Source organism: Serratia sp. (in: enterobacteria) (assembly GCF_052400455.1).
GTDB classification, from domain to species: domain Bacteria; phylum Pseudomonadota; class Gammaproteobacteria; order Enterobacterales; family Enterobacteriaceae; genus Serratia; species Serratia ureilytica.
On sequence record NZ_CP185812.1, the window covers coordinates 3,538,665 to 3,557,646 of the forward strand.

The following is an 18,982-nucleotide window of genomic DNA, read 5'->3' on the forward strand; positions in this document are numbered from 1 at the left end:
AAAGAGGGATTACACCGCGGCGGACATGCCGCCATCGACAAACAGCAGCTGCCCGTTGACGAAGCTGGAAGCGTCGGCGGCCAGGAACACCGCCGCGCCGATCAGCTCCTGCGGATCCCCCCAACGCGCGGCGGGCGTGCGCTGGGTCAGCCAGGCGGTAAAGGCCGGGTCGTCGGCCAACGCCTGTGTCATCTCGGTTTTGAAATAGCCGGGGGCAATGCCGTTGACCTGAATGTTGTAACGCGCCAACTCCACGCACATGCCGCGCGTCAGCATTTTCACCGCCCCTTTGGACGCCGCGTAAGGGGTGATGGTGTCCCGCCCCAGCTCGCTTTGCATCGAGCCGATATTGACTATCTTGCCGCGCCGGCGCGGCACCATGTAACGGGCCACGGTCTGCGACACGATGAAGACCGCCTTCTGGTTGACGGCGATGATGTCGTCCCAGTCTTGCTCCGGGAACTCGGTGAAGGGATGACGGCGCTGGATGCCGGCGTTGTTGATCAACACGTCTATCGCGCCGATGTCCGTTTCGATACGGCCGATGGCGGCATGCACCGCCTGAGAGTCGGTGACGTCGAACGCCGCCGCGTCGGCGCACAGCCCCTCTTCGCGCAGGCGATCGGCGGCGTGCCGGGCATGTTCTTCGGTGGTGGCATTGACCAGAATATGCGCGCCTTGCTGCGCCAGGCCGCGCGCTAGCAGAAAACCGATGCCGCGCGAGGCGCCGGTGATCAAGACGGTTTTGTTATCCAGAGAAAACAGGTTGTTCATGGTAATTCCCGGCCTTCAGGCCTCCAATCGGACAGGCCTCTATCTCAGCCGATTGTTACCGGTAAAAACGTGATGGAAATCACTGAAAATAATGTTACGAAACCCTGTTACCCTTAACGTGAACTCACGCAGACAGTGAGAGAACAAAACCAATCTATCCAATTGAAAAATAGCCACTTTCAATAAAATCGCATGCATTGTTATCACCAAATCGATTTGTTAACATACCGCTATCCACCCTTGCCGCGCCGCCCGTTAAGGCTACCGAATGAAACACCCCCGCGTAACGCTACAGGACATCGCGCAATTGGCCGGCGTGACCAAAATGACCGTCAGCCGTTTTCTGCGCACGCCGGACAAAGTGGCGGCCGACACCGCTGAACGCATTGCGCAGGTCATGCGGGAGCTGAACATCACTGACGCCGATACCGCACAGGCCGGCAGAAAACCGCGCATCGGCGTGTTGATCCCCTCTTTCAATAACCAGATTTTCGCCGATCTGCTGGCCGGCATCGAATCCGTCACCCAGGCGCGGGGTTATCAAACGCTGGTGGTGAACTACGATTACAGCCCGCAGCGGGAAGAAGAGCAGATTGCACAACTGCTGGCTTATCCAATCGCCGGGCTAATCCTCACCGATTCGGCGCACACCTTGCGCGCTGAGACCTATCTCGCCGCCGCGAAAATTCCCATCGCGCAGGTGATGGATCTCGACGCGCCGCCGGGGCGGATCGCGGTGGGATTCGACAATGAACAGGCGGGGTATGACATGACCGCCGCGCTGCTGGCCAGCGGCAAACGCCATATCGTTTACTTTGGCGCCATGTCCGACGCCCGCGACACTAAACGTTACCAGGGTTACTGCCGCGCCATGGCGGCTCAGGGGCAAACGCCGCGCCAGATCACGCCGCATCGGGTCTCATCGGTTTCGATCGGCGCCGACATGCTGGCAATGGCGCGCGAACGCTACCCGCAGTTGGACGGTATCCTGTGCACCAACGACGATTTGGCGGTAGGCGTGTTGCAGGCCTGCCTGCGTCTCGGCGTGCGCGTGCCGCAGGAGGTTGCGCTATCGGGTTTTCACGGTCTGGATATCGGCCAGGCGACCACGCCGGGCATCGCCAGCGTGATCACGCCGCGCTTTGAGATGGGTAAGGCCGCCAGTGAACTGTTGCTGCAGCGGATCGCGGGCGAGCCCTGCGCCGAGCGTCTCGATCTGCACTACCGCCTCTCACTCGGCGGCACCGTTTGAGCCGGCATGCCGGCTGACCGGCTGTGCGGCGCGGGCTTTTTCGCTGCGCGCCGCCCACCACAGCCCGCTGTTTTTCATCGCATAGCCGAATAGCAGGCCCACCAGCAAAGAGAGCGTCACCAGCGGCCAGTCGCCGCCGCCGGCGAAGGTCGCACAGGCGCCGATAAAGGTGCCGGGCACGAACCCCAGCCATTGCTGTTTGGCCTGTATGCACATCAAGAACGCCACGGCGCCGGTCAGCAGATACCCCAGCAAATTCCATTGCGGCGCCAGTTCGCTGCCGTGGATGATGACCATTGCCCAGAAAACGCCGCTGCAGCAGGTCAACGCGCCGATCAACAGCCCTTTCAGGCCGCCCTGCGGGCAGGCGAAATAGGCCGTGCAGCCGAGAAAACCGGCCCAACCGATCAGGCCCAGACTGACGGCAACCCATCCCCAAACGCCGGACAGGATCCCGGTGGTGACGGCAATGGCGAAAAGAACGTTCATAAAGTGACCTGCAGCAAAAAGAAAGCGCGCAGTTTACCCGAAAACAGGCCAATTTATGCGATACAAATCACATCATAAATGTAATTAAAGAATCATTAATTATAAAAAATAGATATTCATCACAAAATAATTAGCAAGGGAATCCCACCCGGGACGTTTTCCATGCCAGCAACAGGCACACTGCGCTGCTGCTCAAGAACAGCAAATGGGTCGCCTGCTGCAGATCGACGCGATCGACCACCACGCCCAGCAAGATCGGCACCCAGTTGGCGATATAAGCGATAACGTAAAACAGAGAAAGCAAACGCGCATGGCTGGTCGGCGGCGAAATCAAGTTCACCAGGGTCGCGCTGCCGACGAAAATGGCGCCGTAAGCATAGCCGGCCACCACCAGCCCCACCGCCGCCAGCCCCAGAGAATGCCACTGGATCGCCATGGCGAACACCACTGCCGCCAGCACCTGCGCCAGGCAACCGAACAACAGCGAATGACGGGCGTTAACGCGGCGGCTCAGGATCTGGCTGATGCCGGCGATCAGCAGATACACCGCAATCGCATAGCCAAAGACGCCACGCTGGTGCATGCCTAACAGCGTTTCCGCCACGCCGGGGCCGATTGCCAAAATACTGGCGGCCAGCGCCCAACAGACAAACAGCGCGCCGGCGCACACAAAGAATTTACCGCCGGTAGCGCGCAGGCCATCGAGCAGCGTGCTTTTTTCCTGTTCGGCCGGCGCAGCGCGGGCCGGCGACGCAACCTGGCCACGCGGCCACAGCAGCATGACGCCCAACGCCGCCATGGCGGCAATGGCCATGATGAAAACGAACGGCAGCGTCGTGGGATGAAAACCGGTCTGCAAAGCGATGCCGCTGAAGATCGGCCCCAGCGCTAATCCGGTGGTGAATGACAGCGTTGCGATTAACGCCGCGCTTTTACCGCCGTCGCGCGGCCCAAACCGCACCAACGCGATGTTCGCCGCGCCGGTCAGCGCCCCGGTGCCTACCCCGGCCAGCAGCCGCGCCATCAGCATCATGGCAAAGGTATCAGCCAGCGCGAACAGCAGCGCGCCGCTCAACACCACCAGCAACGCCGGCACGATCATGCTGCGTAAATCCTTTACTTTGCCGGCCAGATTGCCGACGCCGAACAAAGAGATCAGCACGCCGGCGGCATAGGCGCCGTAGATGACGGTCAGACTGACCGAGCTTAGCGCAAGCTGCTGCTGATACAGCGGATAAAGCGGCGTCGGCGCGCTGCTGTTCAGCAATGCCGACATCAAAGCCAGCGCCAGGAACAGTAAAATGGCCGTGCGCGACGCCCGTGCGTTTGCTGGCGCCGCGTCCTGGATGGCGGTATTTTCTGACATGCTTCCACTCCCAAAGTCGGCAGGCGGCGGCCTGCCATCGTCGTCTTTCCTCACCCGGTCTGCCGGGAACGGCGCTTATCATAGCGTTACGGCGACGGGCGAAGTATCGTCAAGAATGAATCACCCTGATGCATTCTTGCATCACCGGAGAAATAACCGCCGATGTGCGTGCCGTTGACCGTCTTTCTCTCCCTCCAGGCGGAACAACGCTTTATGATAGATACCGGTATCGTTCGCCCGGCCCGCACGGCTCCCCTGGCGCCGACAAATCTGCAGAGAGGAAATGGCATGATGAATTGGGATGACGCGCGCTTCTTTCTGGCCGTCGCACGCTGCGGCACGTTACGTAAAGCCGCCAACCAGCTGCAGGTTGATCAAGCGACCGTCGGCCGACGTCTCACCGCCCTGGAAAACTCGCTGGGTTCGAAATTGTTTATCCGCACGCCAAAATCCTTCTCCCTCAGCCCGCTGGGCGAATCCATGCTGGCGGACATGATGAAGATGGAAAATGCCGTGCAGGCGATCGCTCGCAAAGCCGCCGGCGGCGACGAAAGTCTGTGCGGCAACGTGCGCATCGCCACCACCGATACCCTGGCCGAAGCCTTCGTGATACCGGCGCTGCAAGATCTGCGGCAACGCTATCCGGCCATCACCGTCACGCTGTTGACGGCGCTGAACATCACCGATATCGCTTACCACAGCGCGGATCTGGCGATCCGCGGCGCGCGCCCCGATGACGATGAGCTGATCATCAAACGCTTAGCCACTATCGAAATGGGCCTGTACGCCAGCCCGCACTATCTGGCGCAACGCGGCATGCCGGTCAAAGGCGAGCAGCTGCGCGGCCACGATCTGCTGATGTTCCCGCGCGAACTGGTGCCGCGCCACTGGAGCAATTTCGGCGGCGAGACCCTGTTCGAGCCCAACGCCGTGCTGCAATGCAATTCGCAGCTGTTGTTACGTTCGGCCACCCGCAGCGGGCTGGGCATCGGGCTGCTCTTGTCGTGCCTGGCCGACCACGACCCGGAATTGGTGCGCCTCTTTCCCGAGAGCAAAGACTGGGTGGATATCTGGCTGGTGCTGCACCCCGATTTGCAACGCGCCGCCCGCGTGCGCGCGGTGGTGCAGGCGCTGGAAACGTCGTTTAGCGCCCATTACGGCTGAGCGCCGTTTCTCCATAAAAAAAGGCCGCCGAAGCGACCTTTTTACCGTCTGAAGCGTTATCAGAACGTCGGCTGCGCCATCTGCACCAGCGAAATCAGCGGCTGAGGATAAACCCCCAACAGCAGCACCAGCGCGGCTGAGATCAGCACCACGACGCCACCGGCGGTCAACGCCCAGTTGTTCGGGGTGTCGCGCTGCAGCGATTCCGGCGCGCTGAGGAACAGGCTGACGGTCACGCGCAGGTAGTAGTACAGGCCGATGGCGCTGCCTACCACGACTGCGCCGGTCAGCCACCACAGATGCGCGCTGACGCCCATCGCGATCACGAAGAACTTACCGATAAAGCCCAGCGTCATCGGGATACCGGCCAGCGACAGCATCATCACCGTCATTACCGCGGACAAGATTGGCTTATGCCAGAACAGACCACGGTAAGAGAACAGCGAATCCGCATCCGGGCCGCGGTATGGGCTGGACATCAGGCTGACCACGCCGAAGGCGCCCAGGCTGCTGAACAGGTAACCGGCCAGATAAACGCCGGCGGTTTCCAGCGACAGCTGATGGGTTTGCACCGCAATCAGCGCCACCAGCAGGTAGCCCAGATGAGCGATCGACGAGTAGCCCAGCAGACGCTTGATGTTGGTCTGGCTGATGGCCATCAGGTTACCGAACAAGATGGAGCAGAACGCGATGATCGACAACACCATGCGCAGCGCTTCGTTGTCGGCGGCCGGGGCATACAGGAACAGACGCATCACGACCGCAAAGATCGCGATTTTGCTGGCGGTCGCCAGGAAGGTCGAGACCGGCGCAGGCGCGCCCTGATAAACGTCCGGCGTCCACAGTTGGAACGGCACCAGCGACAGCTTGAAGCCCAGACCGACGATCATCATGCCCATGCCGGCCAGGATCAGCGGCTGGTGCATCATGTTTTCCTGCAGGCTCTTGCCGAGGCCGGCCAGCGACAGATCGCCGGATTCGGCGTACAGCAGCGCCATGCCGAACAGCAGGAACGACGACGCGGCGGCGGACAGCAGCATGTACTTGATGGCGGCTTCCAGCGGGCGCTTCTGGCGGTAGGCATAGCCCACCAGGCCGAACAGCGGCAGCGAGATCAGCTCGATACCGATGAACAGCGAAGCCAGATGGTTGGCGCTCGCCAGCAGGATGCCGCCCATGGCGGCGATCAGCACCAGCAGGTAGAACTCTTCGCGGTTATCCGGATAGCCGACCAGCCACGGATACGCGAAGGTGCAGGTCGCCAGACTCGCCAGCAGCACCAGCCCGGTGTAGAACATCGAGTAGCCGTCAACCCGCAGCAGCGGGGTGACGTCCATTGGGCCTGCCTGGCCGACAAAGTACAGCGAAAGCAGCGCCAGGTTGAGACCGATCACGGTCAGGGTGGCGTTGATAAAGTGGTCGCGTCGCCACGCAATGCCTAGCATCACAACCACCACCGTCAATCCGACGATCAACAGCGGCAGCAGTGCGATCAGTTGTTGAGGAGTTATTGTCATGGCGAATTACGGCCTTGTTGTTGAAATTGCTGAAACTGACGAACCAAACCAGTGTTGCACGTTGCTCATCGCCGCGTTGGAAGTATCCAGAATCGGCTGCGGGTAAACCCCCAGCAGAACCAGCAACACCACCAGCAGCAGAATGATGAACAGTTCGCGCGCGGTCATGCCCTGCAGCGGCTGGTCGGATTTAGGCGCACCGTAGTAAGCGCGCTGCATCATGATCAGCGAGTAAACAGAAGCGAACACCAGACCGAAGGTGGAGATCACGGTGATCACCGGCACCACCTGGTAGCTGCCGAACAGAATCATGAATTCGCCGACGAAGTTACCGGTACCCGGCATCCCCAGCGTAGCCACGGCGAAGAACAGCGACAGCGCAGGAATGAACTTGATGCGCCCCCACAGGCCGCCCATCTGACGCATGTCGCGCGTATGCAGACGTTCATACAGCTGGCCGCAGATGATAAACATGCCGGCGGCGGACAGGCCGTGCGCGATCATCTGGATAACCGCGCCCTGGTAAGCCAGCTGGCTGCCGGTGTAGATGGCGATCAGCACGAAGCCCATGTGCGATACCGAGGTGTAAGCGATAAGGCGCTTAATGTCGGTCTGCGCGAACGCCATCCAGGCGCCGTAGAAGATGCCGATCACGCCCAGCCACATGGCGATTGGCGCGAACTCGTGCGAAGCCTCAGGGAACAGCGGCAGGCTGAAACGCAGCAGGCCGTAGGCCGCGGTTTTCAGCAAGATGCCCGCCAGGTCGACGGAACCTGCGGTTGGCGCCTGGCTGTGCGCATCCGGCAACCAGCCGTGCAGCGGCACCACCGGCATTTTCACCGCGAAGGCGATGAAGAAGCCCAGCATCAGCATATATTGCACGTTGTGGGACATCGGCGTTTGCAGCAGGTCTTCGTAATCGAAGGTCCACACGCCGGTGGCGTTGTAGTGCACGAACACCAGGCCCAGGATCGCAATCAGCATCACCAGACCGCTGGCCTGGGTGTAGATGAAGAACTTGGTCGCCGCGGTGATGCGGGTTTTACCGTCCGACGCCTTGTGACCCCACAGCGCGATCAGGAAGTACATCGGCACCAACATCATTTCCCAGAAGAAGAAGAACAGGAACATGTCGATGGCGAGGAACACGCCGATAACGCCGCCCAGGATCCACAGCAGGTTGAGGTGGAAGAAGCCCTGATACTTCTGGATTTCACGCCAGGAACAGAGGATCGCCAGCACGCCCAGCAGACCGGTCAACACCACCATCAGCAGCGACAGACCGTCCAGCGCCAGGTGGATGGAGATGCCGAAGCGCGGGATCCACGGCAGCAGGAATTCGCTCTGCCACTGCGGAATGCCTTTCGGCGTGGTCAATGTATAGCCGCCCTGCATCCACAGCTGCAGAGAGAGCGCCAACGTCAGCCCCATTGCGATCAGCGCTATCCAGCGCGGCACCTTAGTACCGAAGCGCTCAAGCTGCCAGCACAGCAGACCGCCGATAAAGGGGATAAGAATTAGCCAAGGTAATAGCATGGCGTTTTGTGTCCCTTATACGAATAATTTCAAACTTTGTACGTAGCGCCTGCCCGGCGCTACGCCCGAAAAATGCGTCTGTTTAAATTATTCAATTAAACCAAAATCAACAGAGCCAATACGACCACTGCACCCACACCCATAGACGCTATATACCAACGCACCTGACCGTTCTCGCTCACCGTCAGACCGCGGTTCCCCCAGCGGGAGAAGACGGCCGGCAGATTCATCAGCGAGTTCAGCGGATCGCGTTGCAGCAGCTTCGCAATGCCCAGGTACGGCTTGACGAACACTTTGTCATACAGCCAGTCGAAGCCCCAGGCATGGAACCACCAGGTCGAGAAGAAACGACCCGGCGCGCTGTTGGCGATGCTGTTGACCAGGCTTCGTTTGCCCAGCCACAGCGCGGCCGCCAGCAGAATGCCGACGATAGCCACCACGCCGGAGGTGATTTCAAGCCGCAGCACGCTGCCGTGCGCCAGCTCGGTGGTCTCCGGCAGCACGCCCTGCAACGGCGGCACGATCATCGCGCCGACGAAGGTGGACAGCACCAGCAGAACCAGCAGTGGCAAGTGGTGAGTGATGCCTTTACCGGCATGCGCTTTGATTTTCTCTTCGCCATGGAACACGATGAAAATCATACGGAAGGTGTACAGCGAGGTCATGAACGCACCGACCAGGCCGGCAACCATCAGGTTGATGTGGCCGTTGGCCATCGCGCCCGCCAGGATCTCGTCCTTACTGAAGAAGCCGGCCGTGACCAGCGGCAACGCAGACAGCGCCGCGCCGCCCACCAGGAAGCAGACGTACACCAGCGGGATACTCTTGCGCAGACCGCCCATCTTGAAGATGTTTTGCTCGTGGTGGCAAGCCAGGATCACCGAACCGGACGACAGGAACAGCAGCGCCTTGAAGAACGCGTGGGTCATCAGGTGGAAGATCGCCGCGTCCCATGCCTGCACGCCCAGCGCCAGGAACATGTAACCGATCTGGCTCATGGTGGAGTAAGCGAGCACGCGCTTGATGTCGGTCTGCACCAGCGCGGCGAAGCCGGCCAGCAGCAGAGTGACCGCACCGACGATGCCCACCAGGTGCAGCACTTCCGGCGCCATCAGGAACAGGCCGTGCGTGCGGGCGATCAGATAGACGCCCGCGGTCACCATGGTCGCCGCGTGGATCAGTGCGGAAACCGGGGTTGGGCCCGCCATCGCGTCCGCCAACCAGGTTTGCAACGGCAGCTGCGCCGATTTACCGACCGCGCCGCCCAGCAGCATCAGGGTCGCCCAGGTGATGGCCGTGTCGCCCACCGCCAGTTTCTGCGGCGCCAGGATCATCAGCTCGCGGATGTTCAGCGTGCCCAGCTCGTTGTAGAGGATGAACAGCGCGAACGCCAGGAACACGTCGCCCACGCGGGTCACGATAAAGGCTTTCATCGCCGCCGCGCCGTTGGCCGGATCTTTGTAGTAGAAACCGATCAACAGGTAGCTGCACAGGCCCACGCCTTCCCAACCCAGGTACATCAACAGCAGGTTGTCCGCCAGCACCAATACCACCATGCTGGCGATAAACAGGTTGGTGTAAGCGAAGAAGCGCGAATAGCCCTCTTCACCGCGCATGTACCAGGAAGCGAACATGTGGATGAAGAAGCCGACGCCGGTGACCACCGACAGCATGGTCAGCGACAGGCCGTCCAGCACCAGGGTCACGCCGATATTGAAGTTGCCGACGGCCATCCAGGTCCACAGGCTTTGCTCGAACAGCTGCACGCCGGCGGCTTTCTGGGCGAAGAAATCCATCGCCACATAGACCGTGACCAGCGCAGCCAGGCCGATAGAACCCACGCCGACAGTGGCCGCCGTGTTTTCAGACCAACGACCGCGGGAAAATGCCAACAGCAGGAACCCGATCAGCGGTAGCAGAATTGTTAAATATAATAGGTTCATCCGCGCATCTCACTGACAGTATCAATATTCAGGGTATGACGACGACGGTAGAGCTGCAGCAGCAGCGCCAGGCCGATACTGGCCTCGGCTGCCGCCAGGCTGATCGCCAGGATGTACATCACCTGTCCGTCCGCCTGGCCCCAGTAGCTTCCCGCCACGATAAACGCCAACGCCGCAGCGTTGATCATCACTTCCAGGCTGATCAGCATAAACAGCAGGTTGCGGCGCACCAGCAGCCCGGTCAGCCCGAGCACAAACAGGATAGCCGCCAGGATCAGGCCATGTTGAAGAGGGATCATGCTTGCTCCTCCGATTTTCTTCTCGCCATTTCGCCACTCGCCGGCGCGTTGCTCAGCACCTCGCCAGGCTTGTGCTCGCGGCCGATATGGAAGGCGACAACCAGACCCGCCAACAGCAGCATTGAAGCCAGCTCAACCGCCAGTACGTAAGGCCCGAACAGGCTGATGCCCACCGCCTTCGCGTCGACCATCTCACCGCTGATACCCTGATCGGATACGCTGCGGATCGCGACGATCAATACCACCAGCAGCGCCAGCGACAGCAGGCCAGGCCCGATCCACACCGTCGGCTTCATCCAGTCGCGCTCTTGCTGCTGCACGTTGCCGAGGTTCAGCATCATCACCACGAACACGAACAGCACCATGATGGCGCCCGCATAAACGATGATTTCCAACGCGGCGGCAAAGTAGGCGCCGAGAGAGAAGAAGACTGCCGAGATCGCCAATAACGAGACGATCAGATACAGCAGCGCATGCACAGGGTTGGTATGGGTGATCACGCGAATCGTCGCGGCCACCGCAATCAAACCTGCCAGATAAAATGCAATTTCCATGCTTGCTGGCTCCTTAGGGCAACAGACCTTTGACGTCGATCGGTTTGGCTTCGTTTTCGGCTTCGCCTTTGGCTTTGCCGTCAATCGCCATACCGGCCATCCGGTAGAAGTTATATTCCGGATATTTACCCGGCCCCGAGATCAACAGATCTTCTTTTTCGTACACCAGATCCTGACGCTTGTACTCACCCAGTTCGAAATCCGGCGTCAGCTGGATAGCGGTAGTCGGGCAAGCCTCTTCGCACAGGCCACAGAAAATGCAGCGCGAGAAGTTGATGCGGAAGAACTCCGGATACCAACGGCCGTCTTTCTGTTCCGCTTTTTGCAGCGAGATACAGCCGACCGGGCAGGCAACCGCACACAGGTTACAGGCGACGCAGCGCTCTTCGCCGTCCGGATCGCGCGTCAGCACGATGCGGCCGCGGTAGCGCGGCGGCAGGTAAACCGGTTCTTCCGGGTACATCTGGGTTTCACGCTTGGCGAAGGCATGCATGCCAATCATCCAAATGCTGCGCACCTGGGTGCCGAAACCAACCACTAACTCTTTCAATGTCATGGTTTATTCACCCCTTATTGAGCGTTGTACAAAATGACCGCGGCGGTTGCCAGCAGGTTCAGCAGCGTCAGCGGCAGGCACACTTTCCAGCCGAAAGACATCACCTGGTCATAACGCGGACGCGGCAGCGCGGCGCGGATCAGGATGAACATCATCATGAAGAAGGCCGTTTTCAACGCGAACCAGATGAATGGCGGCAGGAACGGACCCTGCCAGCCGCCGAAGAACAACGTCACAATCAGGGCGGACACGGTGACGATACCGATGTATTCCCCCACGAAGAACAGACCGAACTTCATGCCGGAATATTCGATGTGGTAACCGTCAGCCAGTTCCTGTTCGGCTTCCGGCTGGTCAAACGGGTGACGGTGACACACCGCCACGCCGGCGATCGCGAAGGTCACGAAGCCGAAGAACTGCGGAATGACGTTCCAGACGTGCGCCTGCGATTCAACGATAGCCTGCATGTTGAACGAACCCGCCTGCATCACCACGCCCATCAGCGACAGGCCAATGAACACTTCGTAGCTCAGGGTTTGCGCGGAGGCACGCATCGCGCCCAACAGCGAGTATTTGTTGTTGCTCGACCAGCCGGCGAACAGCACGGCGTACACCGCCAGGCCGGCCATCATCAGGAAGAACAGAATACCGATGTTGAGATCGGACACCGCCCAGGTCGGGCTGACCGGCACGATGGCAAATGCCAGCAACAGGGAAGTAAAGGCGATCATCGGCGCCAGGGTGAAGATCACCCGGTCGGAGAATCTCGGCACCCAGTCTTCCTTGAAGAACATTTTGATCATGTCGGCGACCAGCTGCAGCGAGCCGCCCCAGCCTACGCGGTTCGGTCCGTAACGGTTCTGGAACAGACCGAGCAGGCGGCGTTCGCCGAAGCTCATGAACGCCCCGCACGCCACGACCACCAACAGGATCACGACCGCTTTAAGAACGGCGATCAGAATGTCGATCACCTCAGGGGTAAACCAGCTCATCGTGCCGCCTCCCGCAGATTGTCTACCTTAGCACCCACCAAAATCGGCGGGATCCCTGGCAAGCCGAGCGGCAAACCAACCTGGCCCTGGGTCAGGGTTTCACTCAGACGCACCGGCAGACGCAAGGTCTGGCCCGCACAGCTGAACTCCACCAGGCTGCCCGCGTTGACGCCAAGCGTCGCCGCGTCGGCCGGGTTGACCATCACGTAGGCTTCCGGCATGCGCTGCTGGATCACGTGAGAGCGCTGCGACATTTCATCGCTGCCGAACAGGTGGTAGTAAGGCGCGACACGCCAGCCGTCGTTCGGATTGAAGGCGGCTGGCACGCGGTCGAAGTAACCGAGGCTGCCCTCCCCCGCTTCGATCAGGCGCACGCCCGGATCGCCGTGGCGCAGTTTGCCGCCCACTTCAGCCTGGAACTTGTTCCATGCCTGCGGTGAGTTCCAGCCTGGCGCCCAGGCGAACGGGATCTGCTGACGATCGGCCAGCGGGCTGTTGTTCCCTTCCATCGAGAAGGCGAACATGGTGTCTTTATCCTGCGGCTGACGCGGCTCGTGCACGCTGATGTTGGCGCGCATGGCGGTACGGCCGCTGGAACGGTGCGGCGAACGCGCCAGCTTCTGACCGCGAATGCGGAAAGTCGCGTCCGGCGCGGCATCGACGATGCCCTGCAGCTGCGGCAACGCGGCGACGCAAGCGGCGATCACGTCATCGAGCTGAGTCCAATCCACATGGCGGCTGGTGTAGGTGGAGTGCAGCGAGTGCATCCAGCGCCAGCTTTCCAGCATCACGGTGAACTGATTCTTCTTGGCGTCGTCGTAGTAAGCCGGATCGTATACCTGGAAGAAGCGCTGCGCGCGGCCTTCCTGGTTGATCAGCGTACCGTCGCTCTCGGCAAAGCTGGCCGAGGAGAGGATCAGGTTGGCTTTGTCCATGATCGCGGTGCGCTGGTGATCGGCGACGATCAGGTTGCTGACCTTAGCCAACGCTGCGTCCACCTGCGCCGCCGGCGCATGGCGATAGAGATCGTTTTCCATCACGATGGCGGTATCGGCTGCGCCGCTCGCCAGCTGTTCCAGCGCCTGATCGAGCGAACCGCCGCCGATCATCGCCAGGCCCATGCTGTTGGCGGCGCCCGCCACGAAGGTGATGCCGACGTCGGAACCGCGGCCCTTCAACGCTTTGGCGATGTTGGCCGCCGCTTCGATGATGGCTTCGCTGCCGGCGTTGCTGCCGGTAATGATCAGCGGTTTGCGTGCGCCGGTCAGCGCCTGCACGATGATGTCGACTTTCTTGTTCAGGCCATCGGCCAGATCGTTCACCGCCGGCGCTGCGCTATCCAGCGCGTGCGCGATGGCGAAGCCGAAGCGCGCCTGCTCGTCTACCGGCGCGCGGTAGTTCCAGGCGGCGATGTCGTCCAGGCGGGTGTTGTCGACGTTGGTGGTGAACAGCGGGTACTTGGCGTGCTGGCCGATGTTCTGCACCGCCGCGATCTGCCAGTCGGCAACGCGCTGCGCCGCCGCCATCGCGCGGGCTTTACCCTTGACGGCCTGACGCACGGACAGCGCGATGCGCGCGCCGGTTTGCGTCAGGTCTTCGCCCAGCACCAGCACCGCGTCGTAATCTTCGATCTCACGCAGCGCCGGCGTATGAACGCCGCCGTTCTTCAGCACGTTCAGCATCAGCGCCAGGCGTGATTGCTCCGCCTGAGCGATACCGGTGTAGTAGTTCTCGGTGCCGACCAGCTCGCGCAGCGCGAAGTTGCTTTCCAGGCTGGCGCGCGGGGAGCCGATGCCGATGGTTTTCTTCGCCTGACGCAGGATGTCCGCCGCGCCCTGCATCGCCTGCTCGGCGTTCAGGGTGATCCAGTCGTCGCCGCGCAGCTGCTGCGGTTGACGCGGACGATCTTTCTGGTTGACGTAGCCGTAACCGAAACGGCCGCGGTCGCACAGGAAGTAGTGGTTCACGCTGCCGTTGTAACGGTTTTCGATACGGCGCAGCTCGCCATAGCGCTCGCCCGGGCTGGTGTTACAGCCGATGCTGCACTGCTGGCAAATGCTCGGCGCGAACTGCATGTCCCATTTACGGTTGTAGCGTTCGGAGTGCGTTTTGTCGGTGAAGACGCCGGTCGGGCACACTTCCACCAGGTTGCCGGAGAACTCGCTTTCCAGCGTGCCGCTTTCCGGGCGACCGAAGTAGACGTTGTCGTGCGCGCCGTACACGCCGAAGTCGGTGCCGTCCGCATAGTCTTTGTAGTAACGCACGCAGCGATAGCAGGCGATGCAGCGGTTCATCTCGTGCGAGATAAACGGCCCCAGCTCCTGGTTGTTGTGGGTGCGCTTGGTGAAGCGGTAGCGACGGAAGCTGTGGCCGGTCATTACCGTCATATCCTGCAGGTGACAGTTACCGCCTTCCTCACAGACCGGGCAATCGTGCGGGTGGTTGGTCATCAACCACTCGACCACGCTTTCACGGAACTGCTTCGCTTCGCCGTCATCGATGGAGATGAAGGTGCCATCGGATGCCGGGGTCATACAGGACATCACCAAACGGCCGCGCGTATCTTCCGCGTTTTGGTATTGCTTTACCGCACATTGGCGGCAAGCGCCGACGCTTCCCAGCGCCGGATGCCAGCAAAAGTAAGGAATATCAAGGCCGAGGGAGAGACAAGCCTGCAGCAGGTTGTCCGCTCCGTCTACCTCATACTCTTTGCCGTCTACATGAATCGTAGCCATAGTCAGCATGCTTCCAAGTGGCCTGCCTTGCGGCAGGCGTTAATCAAAAATTCTGGCCGTGTTCGGGCGAGTCGGCTTACCAGCGTTGCTTCAGCAGATTGTTCGGCTGAATGCCGCCAATCGCATGCGCGTTGCCGAAGTGCTGCACGGCGATACCCGCCTCGAACTCTTCACGGAAATATTTAATCGCGCTTTGCAGTGGCTCTACGGCACCTGGCGCGTGGGCGCAGAAGGTTTTGCCCGGGCCGAGGGAACGGCACAGCTGTTCGAGGGTTTCGATATCCCCCGGCTGCCCTTCGCCGTTTTCCAACGCACGCAGGATCTTCACGCTCCACGGCAGGCCATCGCGGCATGGCGTACACCAGCCGCAGGACTCGCGGGCGAAGAACTCTTCCAGGTTGCGCACCAGCGGCACCATGCCGATCTCGTGGTCTACCGCCATCGCCAACGCGGTGCCGAGACGGCTGCCGGCTTTGCCGATCGCGCCGTATTCCATCGGCAGATCGAGGTGATCGGCGGTCAGGAAGTCGGTGCCCGCGCCGCCCGGCTGCCAGGCTTTGAAACGCAGACCGTCGCGCATGCCGCCGGCGTAATCTTCCAGGATTTCGCGCGCGGTGGTGCCGAACGGCAGCTCCCAGACGCCCGGATTTTTCACCCGGCCGGAGAAGCCCATCAGCTTGGTGCCTTTGTCTTCACTGCCGGAGATGCCGGTGTACCACTCCACGCCGTTCGCCAAAATGGCCGGCACGTTGCACAGCGTTTCGACGTTGTTGACGCAAGTCGGCTTGCCCCAGACGCCGGCGCTGGCCGGGAATGGCGGCTTGGAACGCGGGTTGGCGCGGCGGCCTTCCAGCGAGTTGATCAGCGCGGTTTCTTCGCCGCAGATGTAACGGCCGGCGCCGGTGTGCACGATCAGCTCGAAATCAAACCCGGTGCCGAGAATGTTCTTGCCCAGATAGCCGGCTTCGGTGGCTTCCGCGATGGCGCGACGCAGGTGCGCCGCCGCTTCGATGTACTCGCCGCGCAGGAAGATGTACCCGCGATAGGCTTTCAGCGCGAACGCGGAGATCAGCATGCCTTCCACCAGCAGGTGCGGCAGCTGCTCCATCAGCAGGCGGTCTTTATAGGTGCCCGGCTCCATCTCATCGGCGTTACACAGCAGGTAACGGATGTTCATGGATTCGTCCTTCGGCATCAGGCTCCACTTCAAACCGGTGGAGAAGCCCGCGCCGCCGCGGCCCTTCAGCCCGGAATCTTTCACCAGGCCGACGATCTCGTCCGGGGCCAGGCCTTTGAGGGCCTTCTCTGCGCCGGCATAGCCGTTTTTGCTGCGGTATTCGTCCAGCCACAGCGGCTGCTTGTCATCGCGCAGACGCCAGGTCAGCGGATGCGTTTCGGGAGTGCGTACAATGTGCTTGGTCATTGATACTGCTCCAGTAGCGTCTCGATATCTTCAGGCTTCAGCTGACTGTGCGTGTCGTCATCAATCATCATGGTCGGCCCTTTATCGCAGTTGCCCAGACAGCAGGTCGGCAGCAGCGTGAAGCGGCCATCAAAGGTGGTTTGACCCGGTTTGATGTTCAGCTTCTTCTCGATAGCGGCCTGAATGCCCTGGTAACCGGTGATGTGACAAACAACGCTGTCACAATAACGGATCACGTGACGTCCTACTGGCTGACGGAAAATCTGGCTGTAGAACGTGGCCACGCCTTCTACGTCGCTGGCGGGGATGCCCAGCACTTCCGCGATGGCGTAAATCGCACCGTCCGGAACCCAGCCGCGCTGCTTCTGCACAATTTTCAGTGCTTCGATGGAAGCGGCGCGCGGATCCTCGTAATGGTGCTTTTCGTGCTCGATCGCATCACGTTCTTCCGCGCTCAGTACAAATGCATCAACGCCGCTCTGAGGAGCGGCTGCATTGATGGGCTCGAGCGCATCGTTGACTGCGTGATTGTCTTTTTGAGAGTCCATAGTTAGCGGTCCACATCTGACATTACAAAATCGATACTACCCAGATAGACGATCAGGTCGGAAACCAGGCTGCCTCGGATGACCGATGGGATCTGCTGCAGGTGCGCAAAGCTCGGCGTACGTACCCGGGTGCGGTAGCTCATGGTGCTGCCGTCGCTGGTCAGGTAGTAGCTGTTGATCCCTTTGGTGGCTTCAATCATCTGGAATGATTCGTTGGCTGGCATCACCGGGCCCCAGGAAACCTGCAGGAAGTGGGTGATCAGCGTTTCAATGTGCTGCAGCGTGCGCTCTTTCGGCGGCGGCGTGGTCAGCGGGTGATCGGCCTTGAACGGGCCTTCCGGCATATTGTTCAGGCACTGTTCGAGGATGCGCAGGCTCTGGCGCAGCTCTTCCACCTTCAGCATCACGCGGGTGTAGCAGTCGCTGTTGCCGTCGCCGACCGGCACTTCGAAGTCGAAGTTCTCGTAGCCGGAGTACGGGCGCCATTTACGCACGTCGAACTCGACGCCGGTGGCGCGCAGACCGGCACCGGTCACGCCCCATTCCAGCGCTTCTTTGGCGTTGTAAGACGCGACGCCGATGGAACGGCCTTTCAGAATGCTGTTCTTCAGCGCCGCTTTCACGTAGGAATCCAGACGCTTCGGCATCCATTCGAGGAATTCACGCAGCAGGCGATCCCAGCCGCGCGGCAGATCGTGCGCGACGCCGCCGATGCGGAACCAGGCCGGGTGCATACGGAAGCCGGTGATCGCTTCCACCAGATCGTAGATCTTCTGGCGGTCGGTAAAGGCGAAGAACACCGGGGTCATCGCGCCGACGTCCTGAATGAAGGTGGAGATGTACAGCAGGTGGCTGTTGATGCGGAACAGTTCGGACAGCATCACGCGAATGGTGTCAACGCGCTCCGGCACCTTGATGCCGGCCAGCTTTTCAACCGCCAGCACGTAAGGCATTTCGTTCACGCAGCCGCCGAGGTATTCGATGCGGTCGGTGTACGGAATGTAGCTGTGCCAGGATTGACGCTCGCCCATCTTCTCGGCGCCGCGGTGGTGATAGCCGATATCCGGCACGCAGTCGACGATCTCTTCGCCGTCCAGCTGCAGAATGATGCGGAACGCACCGTGCGCAGACGGGTGGTTCGGGCCGAGGTTGAGGAACATGAAGTCTTCGTTCTCGGTGCCGCGCTTCATGCCCCAGTCTTCCGGCTTGAAGGTCAGCGCTTCCATCTCCAGATCTTCTTTCTGCTTGGTCAACACGAAAGGATCGAATTCGGTGGCGCGCGCCGGGTAGTCCTTGCGCAGCGGGTGCCCTTCCCAGGTCTGCGGCATCATGATGCGCGACAGGTGCGGGTGGCCGTCGAAGGTGATGCCGAACATTTCCCAGGTCTCGCGCTCATACCAGTTGGCGTTTGGGAACACCTTGGTGGCCGTCGGCACGTGCAGGTCTTTTTCAGACAGCGCCACCTTCAGCATGATGTCGCGGTTGCGCTCGATGGAAATCAGATGGTAGAAAACGGAGAAATCCGCAGCGGGCAGGCCGTCGCGGTGGGTGCGAAGACGTTCGTCCACGCCATGCAGATCGAACAGCATGACATACGGCTTCGGCTGTTTTCTCAGGAACGTCATTACTTCCAGTAACTGGTCAGGTTTAACCCATACCACGGGCATGCCGGTGCGGGTGGCCTGAACAGTAAAGGCTTCCGGCCCAAAACGGTTGCGCAGTTCGCCGATCACCGGGTCGTCAAGGTGATCTCGGGTCTGCCAGGCAGGCAAGGCGTCGTGCGTCGTCAAATCTGTCATAATTTTTTTTCACCACACTAAAGGGTTATTCGCCG

The 18,982-nt window shown here is 60.7% G+C and carries 16 protein-coding genes; 2 read left to right on the forward strand and 14 right to left on the reverse strand.

Annotated elements, in window-relative coordinates:
• Window positions 1-9 precede the first annotated feature (9 nt).
• Complete coding sequence (gene idnO / locus ACORQT_RS17135; RefSeq protein ID WP_164057609.1) at window positions 10-774, reverse strand: gluconate 5-dehydrogenase; 765 nt, start codon at window positions 772-774, stop codon at window positions 10-12.
• A 268-nt stretch (window positions 775-1,042) separates the two neighbouring features.
• Between idnO and ACORQT_RS17140 the strand changes: the two genes are divergently transcribed.
• Complete coding sequence (locus tag ACORQT_RS17140; protein WP_164057608.1) at window positions 1,043-2,026, forward strand: LacI family DNA-binding transcriptional regulator; 984 nt, start codon at window positions 1,043-1,045, stop codon at window positions 2,024-2,026.
• Here ACORQT_RS17140 and ACORQT_RS17145 read toward each other — a convergent pair.
• Together ACORQT_RS17145 and ACORQT_RS17150 are read right to left on the reverse strand one after the other, a co-directional pair.
• Window positions 2,006-2,515, reverse strand: coding sequence for a DUF1097 domain-containing protein (locus tag ACORQT_RS17145; protein WP_033643854.1), 510 nt, complete (start codon window positions 2,513-2,515; stop codon window positions 2,006-2,008). The two genes, ACORQT_RS17140 and ACORQT_RS17145, sit on opposite strands and share 21 nt — an antisense overlap.
• Window positions 2,516-2,645: 130 nt before the next feature.
• Window positions 2,646-3,881: an MFS transporter gene (locus ACORQT_RS17150; protein WP_033651937.1), complete on the reverse strand. Its 1,236-nt coding sequence runs from the start codon at window positions 3,879-3,881 to the stop codon at window positions 2,646-2,648.
• 288 nt (window positions 3,882-4,169) lie between these two features.
• Here ACORQT_RS17150 and ACORQT_RS17155 point away from each other — a divergent pair, with 288 nt between their 5' ends.
• Window positions 4,170-5,045, forward strand: coding sequence for a LysR family transcriptional regulator (locus ACORQT_RS17155; RefSeq protein ID WP_046687544.1), 876 nt, complete (start codon window positions 4,170-4,172; stop codon window positions 5,043-5,045).
• 59 nt (window positions 5,046-5,104) lie between these two features.
• Here the strand turns inward: ACORQT_RS17155 and nuoN are convergent, their stop codons facing one another.
• The 11 genes from nuoN to nuoC all read right to left on the reverse strand — a co-directional run bounded on the left by nuoN (window position 5,105) and on the right by nuoC (window position 18,947).
• A complete protein-coding gene (gene nuoN, locus ACORQT_RS17160; RefSeq protein WP_033635324.1) occupies window positions 5,105-6,562 on the reverse strand; it encodes an NADH-quinone oxidoreductase subunit NuoN in 1,458 nt (485 codons plus the stop codon).
• A 6-nt stretch (window positions 6,563-6,568) separates the two neighbouring features.
• Window positions 6,569-8,098 (reverse strand): NADH-quinone oxidoreductase subunit M, encoded by a 1,530-nt coding sequence (gene nuoM / locus ACORQT_RS17165; RefSeq protein ID WP_033643857.1) that lies wholly within the window; start codon window positions 8,096-8,098, stop codon window positions 6,569-6,571.
• A 95-nt stretch (window positions 8,099-8,193) separates the two neighbouring features.
• On the reverse strand, window positions 8,194-10,041 hold the full coding sequence (gene nuoL / locus ACORQT_RS17170; RefSeq protein WP_004936005.1) for an NADH-quinone oxidoreductase subunit L: 1,848 nt from the start codon (window positions 10,039-10,041) through the stop codon (window positions 8,194-8,196).
• Entirely contained in the window at window positions 10,038-10,340 is a 303-nt protein-coding gene (nuoK, locus tag ACORQT_RS17175; protein WP_004936014.1) for an NADH-quinone oxidoreductase subunit NuoK, read from the reverse strand. Before nuoK ends, nuoL begins: the two co-directional genes overlap by 4 nt.
• Entirely contained in the window at window positions 10,337-10,894 is a 558-nt protein-coding gene (nuoJ, locus tag ACORQT_RS17180; protein ID WP_019453717.1) for an NADH-quinone oxidoreductase subunit J, read from the reverse strand. Before nuoJ ends, nuoK begins: the two co-directional genes overlap by 4 nt.
• Window positions 10,895-10,907: 13 nt before the next feature.
• A complete protein-coding gene (gene nuoI / locus ACORQT_RS17185) occupies window positions 10,908-11,450 on the reverse strand; it encodes an NADH-quinone oxidoreductase subunit NuoI (protein ID WP_025160170.1) in 543 nt (180 codons plus the stop codon).
• Between the two features lie 14 nt (window positions 11,451-11,464).
• Window positions 11,465-12,442 (reverse strand): NADH-quinone oxidoreductase subunit NuoH, encoded by a 978-nt coding sequence (gene nuoH, locus ACORQT_RS17190; protein WP_033643858.1) that lies wholly within the window; start codon window positions 12,440-12,442, stop codon window positions 11,465-11,467.
• Complete coding sequence (nuoG, locus tag ACORQT_RS17195; RefSeq protein WP_084587990.1) at window positions 12,439-15,177, reverse strand: NADH-quinone oxidoreductase subunit NuoG; 2,739 nt, start codon at window positions 15,175-15,177, stop codon at window positions 12,439-12,441. The genes nuoH and nuoG overlap by 4 nt, the downstream gene beginning before the upstream one ends.
• 76 nt (window positions 15,178-15,253) lie before the next feature.
• Window positions 15,254-16,600, reverse strand: coding sequence for an NADH-quinone oxidoreductase subunit NuoF (gene nuoF, locus ACORQT_RS17200; protein WP_015378579.1), 1,347 nt, complete (start codon window positions 16,598-16,600; stop codon window positions 15,254-15,256).
• Window positions 16,597-17,148 (reverse strand): NADH-quinone oxidoreductase subunit NuoE, encoded by a 552-nt coding sequence (gene nuoE, locus ACORQT_RS17205; RefSeq protein ID WP_033651941.1) that lies wholly within the window; start codon window positions 17,146-17,148, stop codon window positions 16,597-16,599. Before nuoE ends, nuoF begins: the two co-directional genes overlap by 4 nt.
• Window positions 17,149-17,150: 2 nt before the next feature.
• A complete protein-coding gene (gene nuoC, locus ACORQT_RS17210) occupies window positions 17,151-18,947 on the reverse strand; it encodes an NADH-quinone oxidoreductase subunit C/D (RefSeq protein ID WP_033651942.1) in 1,797 nt (598 codons plus the stop codon).
• Window positions 18,948-18,982 lie beyond the last annotated feature (35 nt).

Excerpts from the sequence above, each read along its gene's own strand:
- nuoG (WP_084587990.1), bottom strand. The coding sequence starts at position 15,177 with ATGGCTACGATTCATGTAGACGGCAAAGAGTATGAGGTAGACGGAGCG.
- nuoF (WP_015378579.1), bottom strand. The coding sequence starts at position 16,600 with ATGACCAAGCACATTGTACGCACTCCCGAAACGCATCCGCTGACCTGG.
- nuoK (WP_004936014.1), bottom strand. The coding sequence starts at position 10,340 with ATGATCCCTCTTCAACATGGCCTGATCCTGGCGGCTATCCTGTTTGTG.
- nuoN (WP_033635324.1), bottom strand. The coding sequence starts at position 6,562 with ATGACAATAACTCCTCAACAACTGATCGCACTGCTGCCGCTGTTGATC.
- ACORQT_RS17155 (WP_046687544.1), top strand. The coding sequence starts at position 4,170 with ATGATGAATTGGGATGACGCGCGCTTCTTTCTGGCCGTCGCACGCTGC.
- ACORQT_RS17145 (WP_033643854.1), bottom strand. The coding sequence starts at position 2,515 with ATGAACGTTCTTTTCGCCATTGCCGTCACCACCGGGATCCTGTCCGGC.
- ACORQT_RS17150 (WP_033651937.1), bottom strand. The coding sequence starts at position 3,881 with ATGTCAGAAAATACCGCCATCCAGGACGCGGCGCCAGCAAACGCACGG.
- nuoL (WP_004936005.1), bottom strand. The coding sequence starts at position 10,041 with ATGAACCTATTATATTTAACAATTCTGCTACCGCTGATCGGGTTCCTG.
- ACORQT_RS17140 (WP_164057608.1), top strand. The coding sequence starts at position 1,043 with ATGAAACACCCCCGCGTAACGCTACAGGACATCGCGCAATTGGCCGGC.
- nuoI (WP_025160170.1), bottom strand. The coding sequence starts at position 11,450 with ATGACATTGAAAGAGTTAGTGGTTGGTTTCGGCACCCAGGTGCGCAGC.
- nuoC (WP_033651942.1), bottom strand. The coding sequence starts at position 18,947 with ATGACAGATTTGACGACGCACGACGCCTTGCCTGCCTGGCAGACCCGA.
- nuoH (WP_033643858.1), bottom strand. The coding sequence starts at position 12,442 with ATGAGCTGGTTTACCCCTGAGGTGATCGACATTCTGATCGCCGTTCTT.
- nuoM (WP_033643857.1), bottom strand. The coding sequence starts at position 8,098 with ATGCTATTACCTTGGCTAATTCTTATCCCCTTTATCGGCGGTCTGCTG.
- nuoJ (WP_019453717.1), bottom strand. The coding sequence starts at position 10,894 with ATGGAAATTGCATTTTATCTGGCAGGTTTGATTGCGGTGGCCGCGACG.
- nuoE (WP_033651941.1), bottom strand. The coding sequence starts at position 17,148 with ATGGACTCTCAAAAAGACAATCACGCAGTCAACGATGCGCTCGAGCCC.
- idnO (WP_164057609.1), bottom strand. The coding sequence starts at position 774 with ATGAACAACCTGTTTTCTCTGGATAACAAAACCGTCTTGATCACCGGC.